Here is a 20,534-nt window from a genome sequence, read left to right as displayed (position 1 = left end):
CATATCGAGATGGCGACAGTCCACCCACCCGTTCGAGGTGACGTGGCGGTCACGCGTGCAGACGACGTCAACGTGCTTCCCCGTCCGGGAACGCGTCGATGGGGCGCGGCCTCGCCCATGCCCCTCGCGCAGGCGAGACGCAGCCGATCCCGTCGGCCTCGGCATCGAGCATCCGGCTGGGGACCCGTTCGGCCTTCCGCGAGATGAGCCCGCCGGGTTTCGTCTTGAGCGTGTCCTCGTCGACCTGCGGAACCCGGTCGGGCATGATCCGCCGCCCCCTTTGCATCGGTCCTTGTTTTGGTGGATGAAACCGTACAGCGGTGGCGGATCATGCCTCTTCCCGTCCGGACGTCAACCCAAAGCGCGCAACTTTTCGAGCGCTATCGGCGAATGTTGTCTTTATCTGAAGAAGCGTCTAATTCTTATAGATTGCAATCCATGTACCCCCACCTCCGCTCCGTGATGTCAGGTATCAGCCAGAAATTTATTCTTTTTGCTGGTTGTAGGATAGTAGAGATATACTTCTGAAGCTAGCTCTTTGATGTTGGCGTTGTTGTTGCCGATGTGAGCAGCGAGGAGACTGTGGGGATGTTTCTGCGTTGGTGTGTGAGTTTTACGCATCTGCAGGGATGAATAGGAGGTGCCGGTGGTGCCAGTACAGCTGATTCGTGGTGCCGTTCGTGCTGATTGTCGTTATCAAATGCCTCATCTATTCAAAGAACAGGGAGAGGAGAAAACATGCTAGGGGAGCGAAAACGATTCTCTGTTGTAAAAAAAGTGAAAGGAATGGTCGTTGCGGTGGCAGTGTTTGCCGCTTGCAGCATGTCGGTTGTCGCGCCTGCAACAGGTTGGGCGGAGCAGACTGATACCTCCGTGGAGCAAGCGTATCAGGACGGGTCTGACACAGGGGCATCTAAGTTGTCGTCTTTTGTCGCGGGTGCATCATCCGTAGGAGACGGCACGATTCGTGGCGTAGACCTCACCAGTTACCAGGCTGAACGTGAAGCGGGAGTCACTTACAGGGATTTTGATGGTAACACCGTTGACGATGCCGGTTTTATGCAGCTGCTCAAAGAATCCGGCGTCAATTCCGTTATGCTTAAGATCGCGGTAGATCCGACGGACGGGAACGGTAATAGCTATGGCGGGGGTGCTCCTACTCTTGACCATGCTGTCCAGACCGCGGTGCTCGCTAAGCAGGCGGGTCTTAAAGTGAATGCCCAGTTCTTGTTCTCTGACTTTCATACTTCCAAGGCTGAGCAGCTTCTTCCCAAAAACTGGAGTGCTGATGTCGAACCCCTTAAAATTCAAGTGCCCACTTATCTTAAGGACAGCATTGCTCGTTTTGAAGAGGCCGGAGCTGTTCCTGACATGATTACGCTCGGCAATGAGATTCAGGACACTTTCTTGGGACAGTCGGATTGGCAGAACATCGCGACCCTTATGAAAGCGGGCGTTGCTCAGGTCCGTGCAAGCGCTCCACAGGCTGAGATTGTGCTTGGCTTTGCTAACGTTACGCCAGCATGGATTACCACTTATCTCGACATGATGAAGTACTACGATGTTGACTATGACGCAATTGGTACTCGCGTTTATCCAGTGTATGACAGTTTGGATGATCTTGCTCAGTCACGTCAGATTGTCAGTGAGCAGTATGGTAAGAAGCTTCTTGTACTTGGTCTGTTGTACCCGTTCACTCCATATGATTCCGACGGCTATCTTGGTGACTCCAGTGCCGATGATCTTGTCAAGCAGGGCCTCGAGGTGAGTCCTCAGGGGCAGGCCTCTTACGTGCGTCGTGTGTTTAAAGCCATCGTTGCCGAAGGCAACAATGATGGAGCAGGCGTTTTTTATGGTGACGCCGCTTGGATTGCTGTCAAGGCTGGCTCCTGGTATTGGACAGAGAATGACATAGCCTCGAATAAGTATGGCACTGGTTGGATCACCAAAGCCGCCAGCGATTATTCGGCCAATGCGCAGTACGCCAACAATAACAACCAGGATCAGATGGCGTTGTTTGACGACCTTGGCCAGCCGCTTCAGTCGTTGAAGATGTTCGGCCAACTTGCTGCCGTCAATTCCTCCGACACTGATTTGATACCCGAGTCTGGCGATCCCTATGCTACTGGCGCTGATACAGGAGCTACCAAGTTGCCTGCATCTATTCAGCCTGTACAGACGGTGACCGCAGATACGATTCGTGGTGCTGATGTATCCAGCTATCAGGCGTTGTATAACGTGGGTGTGCGTTTCAAGAATGATGACGGACAGGAAGAGTCCCTATTCAAGATTCTTAAGGATCATGGGATTAATTGGGTACGACTGCGTTTGTATGTTGATCCATATGATTCTGAAGGACATGCTTATGGCAGTGGTGTCTGTGATTTGCCGATTGTTACGCAGATGGCTCGAGAAGCTACCGATAACGGGCAGAAGGTTCTTCTCGATCTGCATTACAACGATTTCAACGCTTCATCTTGGCGTATACCTAAGGCTTGGAATGGGCATAGCTACGAGCAGCTCAAGAAAGATATGTATTCCTACACCAAGAATGTCATGAACACCATGAAACAAGCTGGCGTGGAACTTGGCATGGTGCAGATCGGCAATGAGTCTAATTCCGGCTTGTTGGGTGTGACGCTCGGCGATCATGGTCAGTCTTACGCGCAGGATTCTAACTGGCCTAAGGTCGTTGCGCTTATGAATGAAGGGGCTCGCGCTATCCGTGAATCGATGCCCTCTGCCAAGGTTGCCGCGCATTTTATGTATACGGATTCAGGGACACTCAGATCGGCACTCGCACAGTTCCGGAAGTATGACCTTGATTACGATGTATTCGGCATGACCTACTACCCGTTCTGGAGTTCGGGAAGCGACTCTACGGATGCCATGAAGGATCCCATGGGCGCGCTTGCCAAGTGCGAGAAGGTGGTGACTGAGGAGTTCGGCAAGGAATTTGCAGTTGTCGAGTTTAGCTACCCCTATACTGAGAAAGACAGTGACGGACAAGCGAATAATGTTGGTGGTCCGGATGCTGATAAGAACCAGTATCCATATGATTTGTCGCCACAAGGTCAAGCGGACGTCATCCATGACACGCTTCAGACCGTCACCGCGGCGGGAAGTAAGGGACTTGGCGCGTTCTGGTGGGAACCTGCTTGGATTGGCGTTGTGCCTGGAAACAATCATTGGCAGGTTAATAAGACCTATGCAAACGACCATGCCACTGGTTGGGCAAGCTCATACGCTAAGAGTATAGACCTGACTACTACTGAATATGACCAGTGGGGTGGAAGTGGCTGGGATAATCAGGCATTGTTCGATTCCCGAGGCTATCCACTTCAGTCACTCAAGGCATTCGAACAAGTTGTTGGCGGTACCAAGCCTGCCTTTAGTGATGTGACAGCACAGACACCGCATGCCACAGAGATTCGGTGGCTTGCTTCTGCCGGTATCACGACTGGCTACGACGATGGTACCTTCCAGCCTTTCGGTAATGTGACGCGTTGGCAGATGGCTGCGTTCATGTACCGTTTGGCTGGTTCCCCGGACTACACGCCTACGGACGAGGACAAGGCGCGGTTCAGCGACGTCGATGAGAATAGCACTCCGTTCGCCAAGGAGATTATGTGGATGGGGTCTACGGGCGTTTCCACTGGCTATGCCGATGGCACGTATCGTCCGGACGACGAGGTGACGCGAGCCGACATGGCTGCGTTCCTGCGACGCCTGTCAAATCTAAGTTTCGACAAGGCGTCATCTTCATGGGAGCCCACTGCTGTTCAGAAGAAGGTATTTAGCGATGTGAAACGCACCACCCCACATGCACAGGATATTTGGTGGCTTGCTGCGAAAGGCGTCTCGACCGGTTTTGATGATGGTACTTTTGCCCCGTACAATCTGGTGACACGAGCCGACATGGCCGCGTTCCTGTACCGCCTAACTAACCTTCCGAGCTACTCGCCGACGAATAATGACCGTATGCGTTTTTCGGATGTAGATGCGGGCACCCCTCACAACACCGAAGTGTGGTGGCTTGCTTCTGCCGGTATCACGACTGGCTACGACGATGGTACCTTCCAGCCTTTCGGTAATGTGACGCGTTGGCAGATGGCTGCGTTCATGTACCGTTTGGCTGGTTCCCCGGACTACACGCCTACGGACGAGGACAAGGCGCGGTTCAGCGACGTCGATGAGAATAGCACTCCGTTCGCCAAGGAGATTATGTGGATGGGGTCTACGGGCGTTTCCACTGGCTATGCCGATGGCACGTATCGTCCGGACGACGAGGTGACGCGAGCCGACATGGCTGCGTTCCTGCGACGCCTTTATGACTATCTGACGGATGGCGGATCTAAAGATTGGAAACCCACTGATGCAGCGAAAGCACATTTTATCGACGTTGCGGCAACAACCGCGCACGCTGATGATGTTTGGTGGCTCGGTGCTCAAGGAATCTCCACTGGTTATGATGACGGCAGATATGGTCCTGATACGTCAATTAACCGTTGCGACATGGCGGCTTTCTTGTATCGTCTGTCTATCAGAGCAGAGCGTTTGAATAGCTAACACGATTTGATAGCTGTAGTGCCGGAATGACGCTAGGCTGGATATGCGCCGGTGATGTGCTGGCCGATTCGAAGAATCGGCCAGCACATCACCGGCGTTGCCATATTCGGACATGGATCATGTGTTGAAACGATTGTTTTGTTGTCGACCGTTTATATAATGCTCTTTCATAGTATTCGAAATAATTAATGGCCGACTGGTTTGCTGGTATTGACTACGAATAAAATAGGCTGGGTAGGGTAACCTATTATCGTTGCTTCTGTAGTCCCGGTCTTTCTGGAGTAATTGAGTTTAGAGGTGTATGTATGCCTGTCGTGAAATTTGCCAACGTGTTATTGGAAACGAATCCTCGTTCGGTGAGTTATCCTGCTTTGTATTGTCGTTCGGATTATCCGGTCGTGTTTGATGATGCGGCGCAGACTTGGACGATGTTGAACGCGGGAACTTTTGATTTTACAACGTACTTCAACGCCTTGTCGGTTGCTAAATTGCGTAAATATACAAAAACTGTAGGGTTTGTCTTGCATTTGGAGACGCGTGGTGCATCCTGCATATTTCACCAGACCATGGGTGATGCTTTTGCTGCTCATCCCATCGTTGTCGAAAACAGCAGGCGGCAGTTCGAATCTTCCGAGGATTGGCGGGTCGTTGATATTCCCCTGATTGTGACCGATCAGATGGTACTGACGGGCTTTACGATTGAAACGCAGGGACGGGTTGATATTCGTAATAGCTATTACTCTTTAGACGTTGATGGTGAATTCCAAGATGTCGAATTGGTGCTTTCCACTACCACGTTCAAGAAAGAGACGTTTATCGAGAACAATATTCGACTAGTCCGAGAGCAGATCGTTAATTCGAACGATGACATCGCTGACCACTTCCATATGTATGTCATGGATAACGGGCGTACTTTGGACGCTGAGAAACTGAGCGGCGAACGCATTACAGTCGTTCCTAATGATAATGTCGGTGGTGCTGGCGGTTTTACCCGCGGCATGATTACCGCTATGGAACAGACGCCGAAGGCCACGAACATCCTGCTCATGGATGATGACGTGGCGGTGTCCCCGGAGAGCATTAAGCGCACCTACAATTTGCTTCGTATTCTTAAAGATGAATATTCGGAGCGTATGATTAGTGGCGCCATGTTGAACTATGAGATTGGAGAAGATCAATGGGAAGACATCGGCAACATGACCCCGCAGGGGACATTTGCTGGCTGTAAGCCGCCGATGCGTATGACCTTGTTCAACGATCTCGTATACAACGAGCTGTACACGCCGAATGAATGGCAGCGAAGCAATATGTATGCTGCTTGGTGGTACTGCTGCATTCCGATTTCCGTTATTGAGAAGAACGGTCTGCCTTTGCCTGTGTTCGTCCGTTGCGATGATGCCGAGTATGGCATTCGTTGCAAGACTGGTTTTATCACGATGAATAGCTTGTGCGTGTGGCACATGTCGTTCCACGAACGTTACAATGCGGCTGTCGAACGATACCAAACGACACGTAACACGATGATCGCCCAAGCGACGTGCGGCATGGCTCCGAAGGCCGACTTCATGTATGAGATGCGCAACAACATCCGTCTTGAGTTGAAGAAGTTCGGTTATGAGAATGCGGAATTATGTCTGGACGCTTTTGAAGATTTCCTGAAAGGACCGAAGTTCATCGGAACTCCCGGTCAAGCTGAGAAGAGCTTTATGGCGGCTAATCGAAATAAGGAAAAGCTGGTCGATTTCGATGAGTTGCAGCGTCGGGCGTCGGCTGACCCGGACCTTGCCGGATTTGACATTACGAAGGTTGATCGTCAGCTTGTTGACGGAGATAAGCCTCGTACTAAGTTTGAACGTTTGACTGATTTGATTACTGATAATGGGCAGCGCTATGTCAAGACCAGCGGTGAAGGCTATGCGATTATCCCGATGCAGGGATGGGTGTATCCAGCGGGTGTGATTCGTGGCAAAAAGAAGCTCGTCATCATTGATTGGTACAACCGCAAGGGAACAATCCGCACTAAGGATCCGAAACGCTATGCTGCTATAAAGAAGCGTTACGAGAAGGATATGAAGTATTACAAGGCCAATATTGAGAGGCTGCGTAAGGAATATAGGGCGGCGCGTAGTACACTGACGTCGTTGTCTTTCTGGAAAAACTATCTGAAGATGGATTAGACGCAGCTTTGTGTGACCAATAGGAATTCGTGTTGCATAATATTGTGATGCGAGGTTTGCCATCGTTGACAAGCCCCGCATCATGTGCTTTTGCGCGGAAAGAAATGGTATTCGGATGACGATCAAAGATCTGGCAAGGAAGATTTTCCCTGTATCGGCTCGCTCCTTTCATAGAAGTATGGGATATTTGGATAATCAATTGCATGGGATTCGTGCAGAGCTTGATTCCCTGTCTTACGGGACTATTGATCAGCGTGCTTTTTATCTGGTTTGTGAAGCTGGATATCCTAATTTTGGAGATGAACTGATAGCTCGAGAATGGTTACGGTATTTGGCTGCTACGCATCCGGACATACCGGTGATTATGGATTGCGCACGCCCAGGTCCTGCAACCTGTCTATTGAGAAAAGAACATCCGCATGTATCGGTAGTCGATACGTTGTATCGGTTGACGGTGGAGAACGTATATGCCGAGCAGGATGTACATGCGATGTCTCGATCAGCAAAATACATTCATTCTGCATTGAACGATGAAGGCATTGCTGCGCGATATTCATCGGGCATCCGTTTGCTGCATCGGGACGTGCGTGCAGTGCATTATCTTGGTGGTGGATACATGAATGGGAATTGGTTCACCACCTTAACTCGATTGGAGCTTGCTTTCTGGTGTGCCGAGCAGGAAAGGCACATTCCCCTCATTGCCACCGGAGCGGGATTGGCTCCTCTTTATGATGAAGATGGGACGTTGGAGTACGCTCAAAGCAGGGTGAGTAAGTTCGATGCGGTTGTTGTGCGAGATGAAGTTTCGCAAAGTCTGCTTAAAGGCTCGGGTAATGTGCGGTTGGGGCCCGATGATTGCTTCGTCAATGGTCTGACGAATTGCTATTCCGCTGAGGGGGACTTGCCGGATGTCATGGTATGTATTCAGACGGATCTGGTAGACGATGTTGATGTTTTATATCGTCATGTTTTAGAGGTTCTGATTGCATGGGATGTTGATTTCCAAGCCACAATCGGCGTAGTTGAGTGTGTTCCCTATACGGATTTTCCGATTCTCAAGGTATTGGAATCGGCAGGGTACAAAACTCGTTTATTCCCAGCGGCTGACCTTTTGGAGCAGGGATTCCCGGCACGACCTGGACAAAGGTGGCTGACTACTCGTTATCATCCTCATATTCTTGCTGCAGCGCGTGGCTGCGAAGGATCGTATATTGTAGTCAACAAAAACTACTATGGCACGAAACATGATGCGGTCCAACGCATGGGCTCGCACTGGACACAGAGTCAGATCGGTCGTCCCGTTCCTCAGCCGGGTGCTGGTTTTACTGACATGGCGTTGCCGCATCGATACGCGGATCAAATTAGGGAATCTGCAAGCATTCTTTATGGTTTCACGCCAATTTCATAGTCACTGTTTGCCTATTCGGCATCGCTGATATGATGTGGTGCGTGACGAATTTTATACAGAGAATGCGGTCCCGCTATGGTTATGCATGGGTGGTTTTGCGGGGCTTGGTGAAAACGGACTTCCGCTTGCGTTACCAAGGTTCGTTCCTCGGAATTGCATGGTCGGTCTTGAAACCGTTGATGATGTTCTGCGTCATGTACATTGTTTTCGGCAAGTTTTTGCGCATGTCCGACGGTACATCGACCTACCCGGTCGTTCTTCTTCTTGGTATTTGCTCGTGGCAGTTCGTGACGGAATCGACGAATGTGGGGCTTCGAGCAGTCGTAGACAGAGGCGACCTGCTTCGTAAAATCCATTTTCCGAACTATATTGTGGTGGTTTCCGCTACTGTCGGTGCAATGATCAGCTACGCCATCAACTTGTGCGTTGTGTTGGTGTTCGCATTTTTCGCTCATGTTGAATTTACTTGGCGAGTGGTTCTTCTTCCATTGAATATTGCGGAACTATACGCCATAACTTTGGCGTTGACGCTTCTCATGTCTACCATGTATGTCTATTTCCGTGATATCGCGCACATTTGGGAAGTGCTGCAGCAGCTTGTTTTTTATGCCATGCCGATCATTTACCCGCTGTCTTATGTCACTGATCGCGGAGGTTTGCTTGCCGATCTGGCCAGAATGGAGCTGTTGAATCCTATCGCGCAGGCAATCCAGGATATTCGACACAACTTCATTGCTCCGGCGACCCAACCCACAATATGGAATCAGTTCAATAATTGGGGGCTGCGTTTGCTACCGATTTTGCTTACCGTGGTTTTGCTGTGGCTGGGCATCTCGCTGTTCCGCCGTCATAGCCGCAAATTTGCAGAGGTAATGTAATGGTTCAATCTGATTATGATTCAGTACAGAAGACGGATTATTCACAACGTCCCGTTGTCCTTTCCGCTTCCCATATATCCAAAAGCTTCAAATTGCCCACCGAACAGACCACCGGTCTGAAACAGTCCTTCGTTAATTGGACCCGCGGTATCAAAGGGTATAAGAAGCAAGAAGTCCTTAAAGACGTTAGCTTTGAAGTGCATCAAGGCGAATTCTTCGGCATCGTTGGACGCAATGGCGGCGGAAAATCCACATTGCTGAAGTTGATTTCTCAAATCTATTATCCGGAATCCGGAGATATTTCAGTTAAAGGCAAGCTTGTGCCTTTTATTGAATTGGGTGTCGGCTTTAATCCAGAACTTACCGGTCGTGAGAATGTGTATTTGAACGGTGCGTTGCTTGGTTTTACCCGCGAAGAAATCGATGATATGTATGACGACATCGTCGAATTTGCCGAGCTCGATGAATTCATGGACCAGAAGCTGAAGAATTATTCTTCCGGCATGCAAGTGAGGCTGGCTTTCTCTGTGGCCATTAAAGCTCAGGGAGACATTCTCGTACTTGATGAAGTCCTTGCAGTGGGTGATGAGGCATTTCAACGTAAGTGCGATGATTTCTTCACGGAGATCAAGTCGGATCCCAGTAAGACCGTGATTCTGGTTACCCATGACATGAATTCCGTGAAGCGTTATTGCTCGCGCGCTATGATGATTGCCGATGGCAGAGTGGAGGCGATTGGCGATCCGGAAACCGTGTCCCAACAGTACACTCTGGCTAATCTGGAAGCAGAGAAAAAAGACGAGAAGAAACGTCGTGAAGAGCGCGGCGGCTATGCCAATGGCCTGAATGAGCGCTGTCCGATTTTGAAGACCACGGCGGTTTCTTCAAAGATTTGCACAAGCGATGACACGTTCATTTTTGATGTGGAATACCAATATGACGAGCCGGGTGATTTCTATTTGGCTGTCGCTTTGCATGATATTCGACGCGGCGGCATCACGTACGATACGGGATGTAAAGTGATGAAAATGCTGAAGCACGGGCATCATACGGTTCGTTTTGCTATGCCGCTATCACTGTTCAATAACGGTGAATTCCGTCTGATTGCTTCGCTTCGAATTCCGAGCACTACTCGTCCGAACATTACTGACGCGGTCGCAGTGGCATTGGACGAAAATGCATGTGATTTCGTGATTCGTGACAGCAGGAATACGGAATATGCCCTATTGAGCGATAGAGCAATGACCATGCAGCCCCTTGATAGCTCGTTAGTATGTGTTGAACACTGACATGGGGCAAACGGCATTGTTTTAGATTAGTGAAGTGATACCTCGCATTGCGCTGAATCAATGACCCGAGTGAACGTGGAGGAACTAGTGGTGGAAGATACATGGGAAGACGTGGTTCGCATCGTATACCCGGATTGCGATGCTGAACTTACCGCGCCGTTGTATGCGGTGGATTGGACTCCATCGATTGTTCCGGAAACGGTGTTGGATTCGCGCATTGATACGAAGCCTGTGAAATTTGAAACGCTGAATCAAACCCAAGCGAGTCAGCTAATCCGTAGGAGTACTGCAGCAGGTGCGGTGAGCACGAATGCAGTGGTGATGAACGGACGTCGGACCGCGCAAGTAAAACCTGGACGACGAGCTTCGTGGTGCACGTATTTCAATGCGTTCCCGGCTGGTTATTGGAGGCGTTGGACAGATGTACGCACCGTGCGTTTCTGTGCTAAGGTGCAGGGGCATGGTCGAATTCTTCTATATAAGAGCGACGGCCGTGGAATCATTACACCTGCTGGCGTATATGTCGTGGATTCCGCAGAACCAGAAAACCTTTCACTGGACGTGTTGATGGTCGGCTTCATGGATGGCGGCTACATTTGGTTTGACGCAGAATCGGCGGAAGACGGCACATTAGTCATTACGGATGCAGCTTGGAAAGTGCCTTCGGAAGCACGTAGGGTAAAGAAAACTTCCACGTTGTCAATTGCCATCGCCACGTTTAACAGGCCTAGCTATTGCCTTCGCCAGCTGCGAGCGATTAGTGGCGCTGCCGAGCTGCGGAAGCGTTTGGATACGGTGTATTGCACTGATCAGGGAACTGATTTGGTGCGGAATCAGGATGGTTTCGCTGAAGTTAGTGACGATCTTGGCTCACAATTGACGTACATTCGTCAACGCAATTTGGGCGGGTCCGGCGGTTTCTCTCGCGGTATGTATGAGACCGTGCAGGCTGGTAAGAGCGACTACACCTTGTTGTTGGATGATGATGCGATTTCTGAAACTGAGGCCATTCTCCGTGCCCTGCAGTTTGCGGATTACACGCATAAACCTGCGCTGGTAGGCGGAGGTATGTTGCATTTGGATAACCGCACGATTTTGTATACGCAGGGTGAGCGTGTTGATCCCGCCACGTTATGGATGCATCCTTCTGCTGGTTCTGATTACAATCATGACTTTGCGGTGGAGCCATTGCGTGATTCACCGCAATTGCATCGTCGCATCGATGAGGATTTCAACGGCTGGTGGATGTGTCTTATTCCAGTTGAAGTGATGCGGAAGATCGGCTTGTCGTTACCTGTGTTCATCAAATTCGACGATGTGGAATATGGTTTGCGTGCCAAAAAAGCTGGATATCCTACGGTGTGTCTTCCGGGCGTCGCCGTCTGGCACCAGGCATGGCACGGCAAGGATAATGCCCGCACTTGGGAGGAATATTTCACGAATCGCAATCGTTGGCTGGCGGCATTGATTACTGGAGACGAAATGATAGCCAAGCATATCGTGACGGAACACCTCGCGTCCAATATCAGTTTGGGCGTGCGTTTCATGTATTCCGGATTGGTGCTGCGCAATTTGGCGTTGCACGATATTTTGCGTGGTCCACAATACATCGTTGATTGCTTGCCGACAAAGCTTGGCGAGGTGCGGGAACTACGTTCCATGTTTGTGGATGCGCAGACGAAGCGAAACTTTGACGATTTCCCAGATCCTCGTCGCGAAGCTGTTATTCCTCGGTTTCATCCATTGTCGGATAAGATGCGGCGCAAGATTGGTTTGCATAATGCATGTAGGAGTTTTTTCGGGCACGTGGATGCGTCTCATGCTGATGCGCCGGATATTGCCATTACTGCGCAGGACACAGCTTGGACGTGGCTTGCATTCGACAACATTGATTCTGCGCTTGTTACTGGGCCTGATGGCGATTCCGTGGCATGGGTGAAACGCAACGACCGCCTGTTCCGTAGGGAGATCCTTAAGGGCATTCGTTTGTCGTATAAGATCAGTCGTCAGTGGAAACAGATTGCTGCGCGATATCGTTCTTACGACATGGCGTCCTTAAAGACATGGACGAAGATTTTTTCGCAAGAATAATACACCTGGGGCTATTTTTCCCCCATACGACATAACCATTCCATAGAGGAAGGCGAAGATTATGAGTAAGGAATCCGTGGAGTATCCGGATCTTGTTGTCGTCGGCGCCGGTCTGTTCGGCCTGACCGTCGCACAGCAGGCGGTTGAACATCTCGGCGTCAACGTGCGCATCATCGACGTGCGTGATCATATCGGCGGCAACGCGTACAGCTACTTCGACGAAGAGACCGGCGCCGAGATCCACAAGTACGGCGCGCATCTGTTCCACACGTCCAACAAGCGCGTGTGGGACTACGTAAATCGCTTCACCTCATTCACCGACTATGTGCACCGCGTCTACACCACGCATGACGGCGAAGTGTACCCGCTGCCGGTCAATCTTGGCACCATCAACCAGTTCTTCCGCGCGCACTATACGCCCGCCGAAGCGAAGGCGCTTATCGACGAGCAGGCCGGCGAATTGGCGGGCACCGATCCGCAGAATCTCAACGATAAGGGCATCTCCCTGATCGGGCGCCCATTGTATGAGGCGTTTATCAAGAACTACACCGGCAAGCAGTGGCAGACCGATCCGAGCGAACTGCCGGCCGGTATCATCAATCGTCTGCCCGTACGATTCAATTACGACAACCGCTACTTCAAGGACACATGGGAAGGCCTGCCGACCGACGGCTACACCGCCTGGATGCAGCGCATGATCGACGACCCGCGTATTGAAGTGTCGCTTGGCGTGGACTTCTTCGACGAATCCCAGCCATATAACAGGACCGCCCTGGCCGCAGCCGGCGTGCCGGTCGTATATACGGGCCCGGTCGACCGCTACTTCGACTATTCACTGGGTGAACTCAAGTGGCGTACCGTCGACTTCAAGGAGGTCCGCTACGACGAGGGCGATCATTTCGGCTGCCCGGTTATGAATTTCGCGGACGCGGACGTGCCGTACACGCGCGCCATCGAATTCAAGAACTTCAACCCGGAGCGCCGCGGATCCCAGAACCCGGACCGCACCGTGGTGTGGGAGGAATACAGCCGATTCGCCACGCGCGACGACGAGCCGTACTATCCGGTCAACACCGACGCGGACAAGGCCCTGTACGAGCGTTACGCCGCGCTGGCCGAGGCCGAGCCGAACACCGTGTTCGGCGGGCGCCTGGGCACGTACAGGTATTACGACATGCATAACGTGATCGACGCGGCCCTGACCGCATACGAAGCGCAGGTCGAACCCCTGCTCAAGAGCAAGCGTGCCGACACCCAAGCTGACTAAGTTTCATTGGACGCAAATGCATTCCATTGAGTGTTGCGGCTGACTGGCATTTTGGTACTAGAATGCCAGTCAGCCGTTTGATTGAGTAACGCCATGATTCTGTGCTATCAAATTATATTCCAGTGAAATCAGTATCTTTCAAATAATTCTTTCCTGCGGTGAGATCATATTGGATGAGCTGATAATCATGCAATAGTTGTGCCGCTTCCTCTGATAGCTCATTCGTCGGTATAATTTCCCCCTCAGAATCTAAGTATGTGGCTTCCTGCTCGAGCGCACCTGATGATGACAGTGACATAGCCGGAAGCGCGGCGTGCATTTGCGTCAAAAACGCAAGGTATGGTGACACTTTTGCATTCATATGTTCCGCAGCCTGGGCCATGAAATAATTCGACGATGTATATCCCGTGTTCGAGACATCAAGTTTTGTGGCATTTGACGGCGATGCACTATTTGACCAGATGAAATAGTCCGTCTCATGCAAAACCGTTGTGTTATCTGGATTGCTGGACGCAGTCGAATAAATACCCGGCAAATGGTCGCCATAAAAAATCACGGTAATGGGGCGATTTATGGCATCTAATTGAGCGAGGAAATCGGCGGTCTCCTGATCGGTTATATTCACACCTTTCGCGTAAGTATCAATGGAAATGCGTTCCGAGTCACTTAAATCCTGCGATGTGTTCGTTGTCTGAAACTGATTATTCCGATACCAGTCGTTATAAGGCATGTGATTTTGCATCGTTACGACCTGAATGAACTGGTTGTCAGTTGTGTCCTGTACATAATCCAATACGTTGGCATATGTGGAATGATCTGACGCATACCACGCTGAATCCAAAGGAGTTAGATTCGTCATTTGGTCGTCGCCATCCGCTGCATAGAACTTGGCAAATCCAAATTTCTTATAATTAACGTCACGGAAATACATATTACGATTGAATGAATGGAATGCCACCGAATTGGAATTCCCATTTTCGTCATCCCACAATTGATTGAATGTCGGGGTCCATTGCTGCTTTGGTACTAGCTGTTGGTATGCGATTGACAGCGAAGCATCATAGGTGGCCACATTAAGGCCGGTCAACGCTTGATATTCGATGTTCGCAGTGCCGCCGCCATAACCTGGAGACAGCATCAATCCAGAGGTCGTCTGCTCTTTCAATTGCCGGATAAACGGCATCGGATCTTCGGAATATGTAACGCCGGGAACGCGCGTCGGGTCGGAAAAGCTTTCGGAAAGCAGCAGGATTACCGTGCTGTCGGAAAGGTTGTATTCGCGAGTTTGATTCATCGTTCCGGCAATGTCCGCGTATTTTGCGGCCAATTCCTGCATGGTGTTTTGGCTGTAGTCTTCCGGCTTATCCATGATTTTCGTATGGGCGAGACGCAGAAAATTCATTGCCGGGCCATTGTTCATTGCATCGCCCAAACTATTCCACAATTGTGGTGAATCACCCAATCTATTCGCGAACTGCTTAGCCCAAGATTCATTGACATTGAGATTCCAAGTAAAGGAAAACAGCAACGAAGCACTGGCAATGAGCGCGGCAATGCGGCCGGCGAAAGCAGCGATATTTTTTGCACGCAAGAACGGGCGTCGATAATGGAATACAAAAATGCCGTTACGGCGGTCGACGAATTGCAAAATAATGCAGACAATAACAAGTGTAATGAGCAGCATGATGGCCTGCTGCACCATGTCCGCATATTCTTCCGGTATGAACGACATAAGTTCGCCGGTATTACCGCCGAAAACAAAATTGAGGTCAGCGGGAATGATCGGCTCGTTGCGTGATTGTACTTTAATGAAATTGGCGCCGCTAAACACCGCCATCGTGGTACCGAAAACTGCTGTGGCAATCCAGAACCGGTTGAACAAAAAAATGAGCACTAAATACATTAATCCCAAAACAAGGAAATTCAGAAGCGCTACATATTGGTGTTGCAACCATATTTGCGATATAAATTTGGTGACTTGTCCGGCTACACTGTTCCAAGCACGCGTCGTGTCGTCCACAACAGCGTCATCGGCATATACCGGTTCGCTATATACGCTCCATTGCAGGGCGATGACCGAAGCTGCCGTCAGTAGCACGAAAACTATCACATAGAGCACGTAGGAGAATTTCAAGCGTTTTTGCCATACGCGGGTGGAGATGTCCCTAATCTTATACAATGCGTTTTGCGGAGATGAATTACCGTGCGTCGTTGTATCGGTCGTGGATTCGATTGATGAACTGTCCGCATTGGCGGCATCGACGGCTAAGGTGTTGATTTTAACGCTTAATGCACGAGCTGCGGCAGCGTCGAAACGTGCATCACTAGGGGAGTCGTCCCTCCCCTTAGTCTGGTTGGAATCGTTTTTATCTGAAGCCAGACGAATATCGTGTTGCTGCATCTCTGCCCTACTTTCAATGGCCTGCTCTGCAATGGGCGTGATCTTATGCGAAACAAAAATACGGATGCATATTAATTACACGGGCAAGACAGTTGTGTTTACCATGCCGTAAGTTTTACATAATCCGCCGTTAACCTTTAGACGTGTCTGTAAAGGTCTTTCTTTGCAGACAAACAAGTGAAAATGGAGATGGCTGTGATTTTTAAAGAATCAAAGAACGCCAAGTTAAGTTCAGCCGATTCTCCATGAAAGTAGGGAATCAGTGCCCCTGCCTTGCATACTTCTCTTCCGTCGCCTGTTTGTCCGGTTCCCACCATTCACGGTGTGCCGCATACCATTCAATGGTCTGGTCGAGTCCCCGCGAAAAGTCATCATATTGGGGGCTCCATCCGAGCTGTTCACGAATCTTCGATGCATCAATCGCATAGCGGCGATCGGCGCCTGGTCTGTCATGCACCCAATCGAATGCGTCTTCCGGCTGCCCCATCTGTTGCAGAATCATGCGCAGCACATCAATGTTGCTGTGCTCGCCGTTTGCGCCGATAAGATAGGTCTCTCCGATAGCGCCACGTTCGAGAATCGCCCAGATGGCGCTGCATTGGTCCTGCACGTTGATCCAATCGCGTACGGCTTTTCCATCGCCATACAATTTCGGGCGTATGCCGGAAAGGATGTTCGTGATCTGCCGTGGAATAAATTTTTCCACGTGCTGGTATGGTCCGTAATTGTTGGAACAGTTGGAAATGGTGGCCCTTACTCCATATGTGCGGTGCCATGCGCGCACTAGATGGTCGCTGGCGGCTTTTGATGCGGAATATGGGCTGGATGGTCGGTATGGGGAGTGTTCGGTAAAACGGTGTGGATCATCCAACGTTAAATCGCCGTACACTTCGTCGGTGGAAATGTGGTGGAATCGAATATCATATTTGCGGGCGGCTTCCAGCAGCACGTAAGTGCCATTCACGTTGGTACGTAGAAAAGGCGTCGCGTCCATAATGGAATTGTCATTATGCGATTCGGCGGCGAAATGTACGATGGCGTCAATCGGAGCGGTGAATTTGCCGACTTGGCCTTTTCCACCGGCCAGTTTGTCGACCAGCTCGGCATCACAAATATCGCCGTGCACAAAATCGACCTGTTCTCCCAGAACGTCGGTGATGTTGCTCTTTTTGCCGGCATAGGTGAGCGCATCAATAACGGTGACCAGTGTGCCGGGATGATGCCGCACAACCCAATGCACGAAATTGCTGCCGATGAATCCTGCGCCGCCGGTGACGAGAATATGCTGCGGCGTCTGCGCCGCGTCGCTTTGCCTAACCTGAGAAGTCATGATTCAGCATCGTAAAAGCTTGCATGGAATTTGCGGCCGCAATGTCTACACTGGACGTATGCGCTCAGGAGGCGTAAGGGGAGGAACGTTGCGATGTCAGACGGTAACAACAGGGTGTTGTTTGCGAATTTCGATTCGACGGAGCAGCGTCGTCTGTGGGACAAGATTATCGATGAGGACAATGATGTGCTTGCGAGGAATTCTGCAGCGCAGCATGTTTGGTTTGAAGACGACACGCATCATATCGGTGAAAAAATTTTGAATATGGTTCCACGTCTGGCCTCCGAATTCGCGGGTATTCTTCGAACCGCATATCTGTGGTCTCCTCAAATCGTTTTGACAGATGCGCAATTATTTGACGGCATATTTTTCTTGGCGTTTGGCCCGAAAGCTGTGATTGACATGTTGGGGCAGTCATATAAGGATAGTCCTGCAATCGTCGTCTCCGGACGCCAGGATTCATTGGAAGAATGTTTAGTGGACTTTACGACAAGGACTGTCAAAGCGTTGCGCGAGAAATCGGAAAATAAGGATTTAGCCACCGCGTGCAAGGCTGCCGACGATCAGTCGACCGTACGTCCCCTGATTTATAGTGCGCTGAACGTGACGGTAACCGAGAAGATGTCGTTTCAGTACGCGGAGAAATGTCAAGATTTTTCAATGAGGTTGAAGCAATGTGATGCAATCAATGATGGGCGTGAATCGAAGGCCGATGTTATTGCACAAATGTTGGCCGACATCCTGTCTGAAGGCAATGATTGCCCGGCTGATGCGGCATGCCGGTATCGTTTTCTTGCTCGCCGTTGGCAGGAGTGGATTGACGCCGAGCGTAGGGGTCTGATCCGATATGAGAATCAGAAAAAGATGGCTTCGTGTGTGGACTTTAATACGCGATTTAAACAGTATGCCATAGAAAATGCCGTATTTCTTTGCAGACGATATGGATTTAAATGCCCTTGTGAAAAAGACGCTGCTGCGCTAGTTCCGCATGACAACGAAGATCGCTTATTGTTTTGGAAGACGTTATGGGAGATTACCAAGAAGCCGGAACGTTCTAAGGCGTTCGAATGCATTGAGCAGAGCGGGCTGCCGAAGATGGCTTTGTATTCTGTGGATAATCGTGAACATGAGTATTCGCAAAGGATGCTACATGACTGGTATCAGTTCGTATACCAGCAGACCTTGGCTCATCACATCGGAGCTCAATTAATCGCGGTGAATGTCGGCTCAAATACATATGCCAATCTTGTGGGCAAGAGGTCGCGCGGTGCGGCGCTGAGATTGGAGGGGAAGGCAACGGAGCTTTTAGGAGAGATGACATTCACCCAATTTTCCGTGTTTCTCTACCAATGCCGTTCGGTGATCGATTCGTGGCGTCGATGCGGTGTCAATACCGAGAAAAATCTGAACAGGCGCAGGACGCAGGCTGTGGCGTATGCGATCGGGCAGGCTGCGGAGGAACATGGTTTGTCAGATGATTTGAAGAGCGTCGGCTTCGGTTTTATCTTGGCTGCGGCGTTGGCTGTGCTTTCGGCTTGGTTGGATGCGACGATTTTTGCCGGAAAAATGCCGGTGGAGATTGTGGTTTTGGTGACTGCATCCATCACGATCGTTCCCAATATCATCGAGATCGGTCAATGGCTGTTGTCGGTGCGTTCCAGTTCGAAAACCGTTGTGTATTTGCAGTAGTAGGCATGTGCAGTGGCGGAATAGTGATGCGGGGTGGATATGAAAAGTGTTAATGGTGGCGGTCCGGCTGGCGGTATTGCTGATGATGTGAATGATGTTCCGGTTTTTCCCATCGCTATTACGGATGGTGAGCCGCCGCTGCTGGTTGACGGTTTTTGTACGGTGTTTCAGGAGCAGGGAGGCGCGGATTTCAAGGTTGAAGCGTTGTCTGCTCGTGTGCGGGCTACGGGTGATGCACTTACGTTGCATGTTGCTTCGGTGAGGAATGCGCAGACAGGTGCGGTGTGTCTCGCTGTGCGGCGTTGCTGCGGCGTGGTCGATGTTGGAAGTGTTGAAGCCGAGCAATTTTTGTTGGCGCGCCATTGGCGTGCTTCGTTGAATGCGTGGTGTTGGGAGCTGCCGCGTGGAATGGGCGCGCCGGGGGAGCGTGCGGTTGAGACGGCTATCCGTGAATTGCGGGAAGAAGTGGGGATTGCTGTTTCGCCTGATTGCGTGCATATTGTGCAGCACATGCACGCTGATTCCGGTGTACTGAGAGATGATATTGCTGTCGCAATGATGCTGGTTGATGATGTTGCTGCTGACGACTACGCACTTTGTGAGCGAGTCGCTGGTGTTGACGATGCCAATGATTGGGAATTGCGCAATGCATTTTGGGTGGATTCGCGCATTGTTTTGAAAATGATTGCGTCCGGCGAAATCACTGATGGAATTACATTGGCGGCTTTGGGCGTGTACGGTGCCCGTCAGCTTAGATAATGGATGTCTGCTTTTCGACCGATGACTCGGAATTTTGAAATGACGGGCAGATGAATTGTGGTGGCATTGGGGATGAAATACGGTGAGCAATGCTGATGTATAGGTGTTATGCGGCGTAGTGTTGACAGTGACGGTGTAGTCGCAGGATAACGGTTTGTTGGAGATGATTTTGCCGCTGTTGCGACACGCCGTGGGATGCGTGTGTTTTCAACGTGTCCCGGGTTCTTTCGTGCCTTTTGGTTTGCGCGTTCGGCCGATGGGGTGTAAGTTTACCTCTTGCTGCCGCACGGTACGGCGTCGGGTTCTTCCGGCCGGCCGGTCTCGTTGCGTGTGGTGGTGGTTTGAGAACTCAAGAGCGTGTCTGTACTACTTATGCTTTATGCAAGTCAATGATTGCCAGTCCGATTCCCGCTTCCCGAGTGTTCGGGGAGTCGCCGAGGGGCGTTGATGGGGGTCGGGGTTTTTGTGAGCGGCGTCCTTCCTTATAGGACGTGCTCGTCTTTTTCTTAATTTTTTGGAGTCATCTATTCGGATGCTCTTCATGAAGTTTTTTTGTGGAGGGTTCGATTCTGGCTCAGGATGAACGCTGGCGGCGTGCTTAACACATGCAAGTCGAACGGGATCCGATGCAGCTTGCTGGATCGGTGAGAGTGGCGAACGGGTGAGTAATGCGTGA

The 20,534-nt window shown here is 50.6% G+C and carries 11 protein-coding genes and 1 rRNA gene; 10 read left to right on the top strand and 2 right to left on the bottom strand.

The window, feature by feature from the left end:
* The first annotated feature begins 738 nt into the window (after positions 1–738).
* From AC1AX7_RS05975 to glf, 7 genes are all read left to right on the top strand, one after another.
* On the top strand, positions 739–4,569 hold the full coding sequence (locus tag AC1AX7_RS05975; RefSeq protein ID WP_476509181.1) for a glycosyl hydrolase 53 family protein: 3,831 nt from the start codon (positions 739–741) through the stop codon (positions 4,567–4,569).
* 305 nt (positions 4,570–4,874) lie between these two features.
* Entirely contained in the window at positions 4,875–6,746 is a 1,872-nt protein-coding gene (locus AC1AX7_RS05970) for a glycosyltransferase family protein (protein WP_476509180.1), read from the top strand.
* A gap of 115 nt (positions 6,747–6,861) precedes the next feature.
* Positions 6,862–8,154 carry a polysaccharide pyruvyl transferase family protein gene (locus tag AC1AX7_RS05965; protein ID WP_476509179.1) on the top strand — a complete coding sequence of 431 codons (1,293 nt, stop codon included), beginning with the start codon at positions 6,862–6,864 and terminating at the stop codon, positions 8,152–8,154.
* Between the two features lie 32 nt (positions 8,155–8,186).
* Positions 8,187–9,032 carry an ABC transporter permease gene (locus AC1AX7_RS05960; RefSeq protein WP_476509257.1) on the top strand — a complete coding sequence of 282 codons (846 nt, stop codon included), beginning with the start codon at positions 8,187–8,189 and terminating at the stop codon, positions 9,030–9,032.
* Entirely contained in the window at positions 9,032–10,321 is a 1,290-nt protein-coding gene (locus tag AC1AX7_RS05955) for an ABC transporter ATP-binding protein (RefSeq protein ID WP_476509178.1), read from the top strand. Before AC1AX7_RS05960 ends, AC1AX7_RS05955 begins: the two co-directional genes overlap by 1 nt.
* Positions 10,322–10,381: 60 nt before the next feature.
* A complete protein-coding gene (locus AC1AX7_RS05950) occupies positions 10,382–12,412 on the top strand; it encodes a glycosyltransferase (RefSeq protein ID WP_476509177.1) in 2,031 nt (676 codons plus the stop codon).
* 61 nt (positions 12,413–12,473) lie between these two features.
* Positions 12,474–13,679 (top strand): UDP-galactopyranose mutase, encoded by a 1,206-nt coding sequence (glf, locus tag AC1AX7_RS05945; protein WP_476509176.1) that lies wholly within the window; start codon positions 12,474–12,476, stop codon positions 13,677–13,679.
* Positions 13,680–13,791: 112 nt separating this feature from the next.
* Here glf and AC1AX7_RS05940 read toward each other — a convergent pair whose 3' ends face one another.
* Positions 13,792–16,080, bottom strand: coding sequence for an LTA synthase family protein (locus AC1AX7_RS05940; RefSeq protein ID WP_476509175.1), 2,289 nt, complete (start codon positions 16,078–16,080; stop codon positions 13,792–13,794).
* 259 nt (positions 16,081–16,339) lie between these two features.
* Positions 16,340–17,410 (bottom strand): dTDP-glucose 4,6-dehydratase, encoded by a 1,071-nt coding sequence (gene rfbB / locus AC1AX7_RS05935; protein WP_476509174.1) that lies wholly within the window; start codon positions 17,408–17,410, stop codon positions 16,340–16,342.
* 93 nt (positions 17,411–17,503) lie between these two features.
* Between rfbB and AC1AX7_RS05930 the strand changes: the two genes are divergently transcribed.
* The 3 genes from AC1AX7_RS05930 to AC1AX7_RS05920 form a co-directional block, all read left to right on the top strand.
* A complete protein-coding gene (locus tag AC1AX7_RS05930) occupies positions 17,504–19,099 on the top strand; it encodes a hypothetical protein (RefSeq protein WP_476509173.1) in 1,596 nt (531 codons plus the stop codon).
* A gap of 39 nt (positions 19,100–19,138) precedes the next feature.
* Positions 19,139–19,858 carry an NUDIX hydrolase gene (locus tag AC1AX7_RS05925; protein ID WP_476509172.1) on the top strand — a complete coding sequence of 240 codons (720 nt, stop codon included), beginning with the start codon at positions 19,139–19,141 and terminating at the stop codon, positions 19,856–19,858.
* Positions 19,859–20,409: 551 nt separating this feature from the next.
* Positions 20,410–20,534: ribosomal RNA gene (locus AC1AX7_RS05920) — 16S ribosomal RNA — on the top strand; the annotation flags it as partial.

It is taken from the genome of Bifidobacterium sp. LH_449, assembly GCF_056356755.1.
This window is presented reverse-complemented; position numbering and strand designations above follow the sequence as displayed.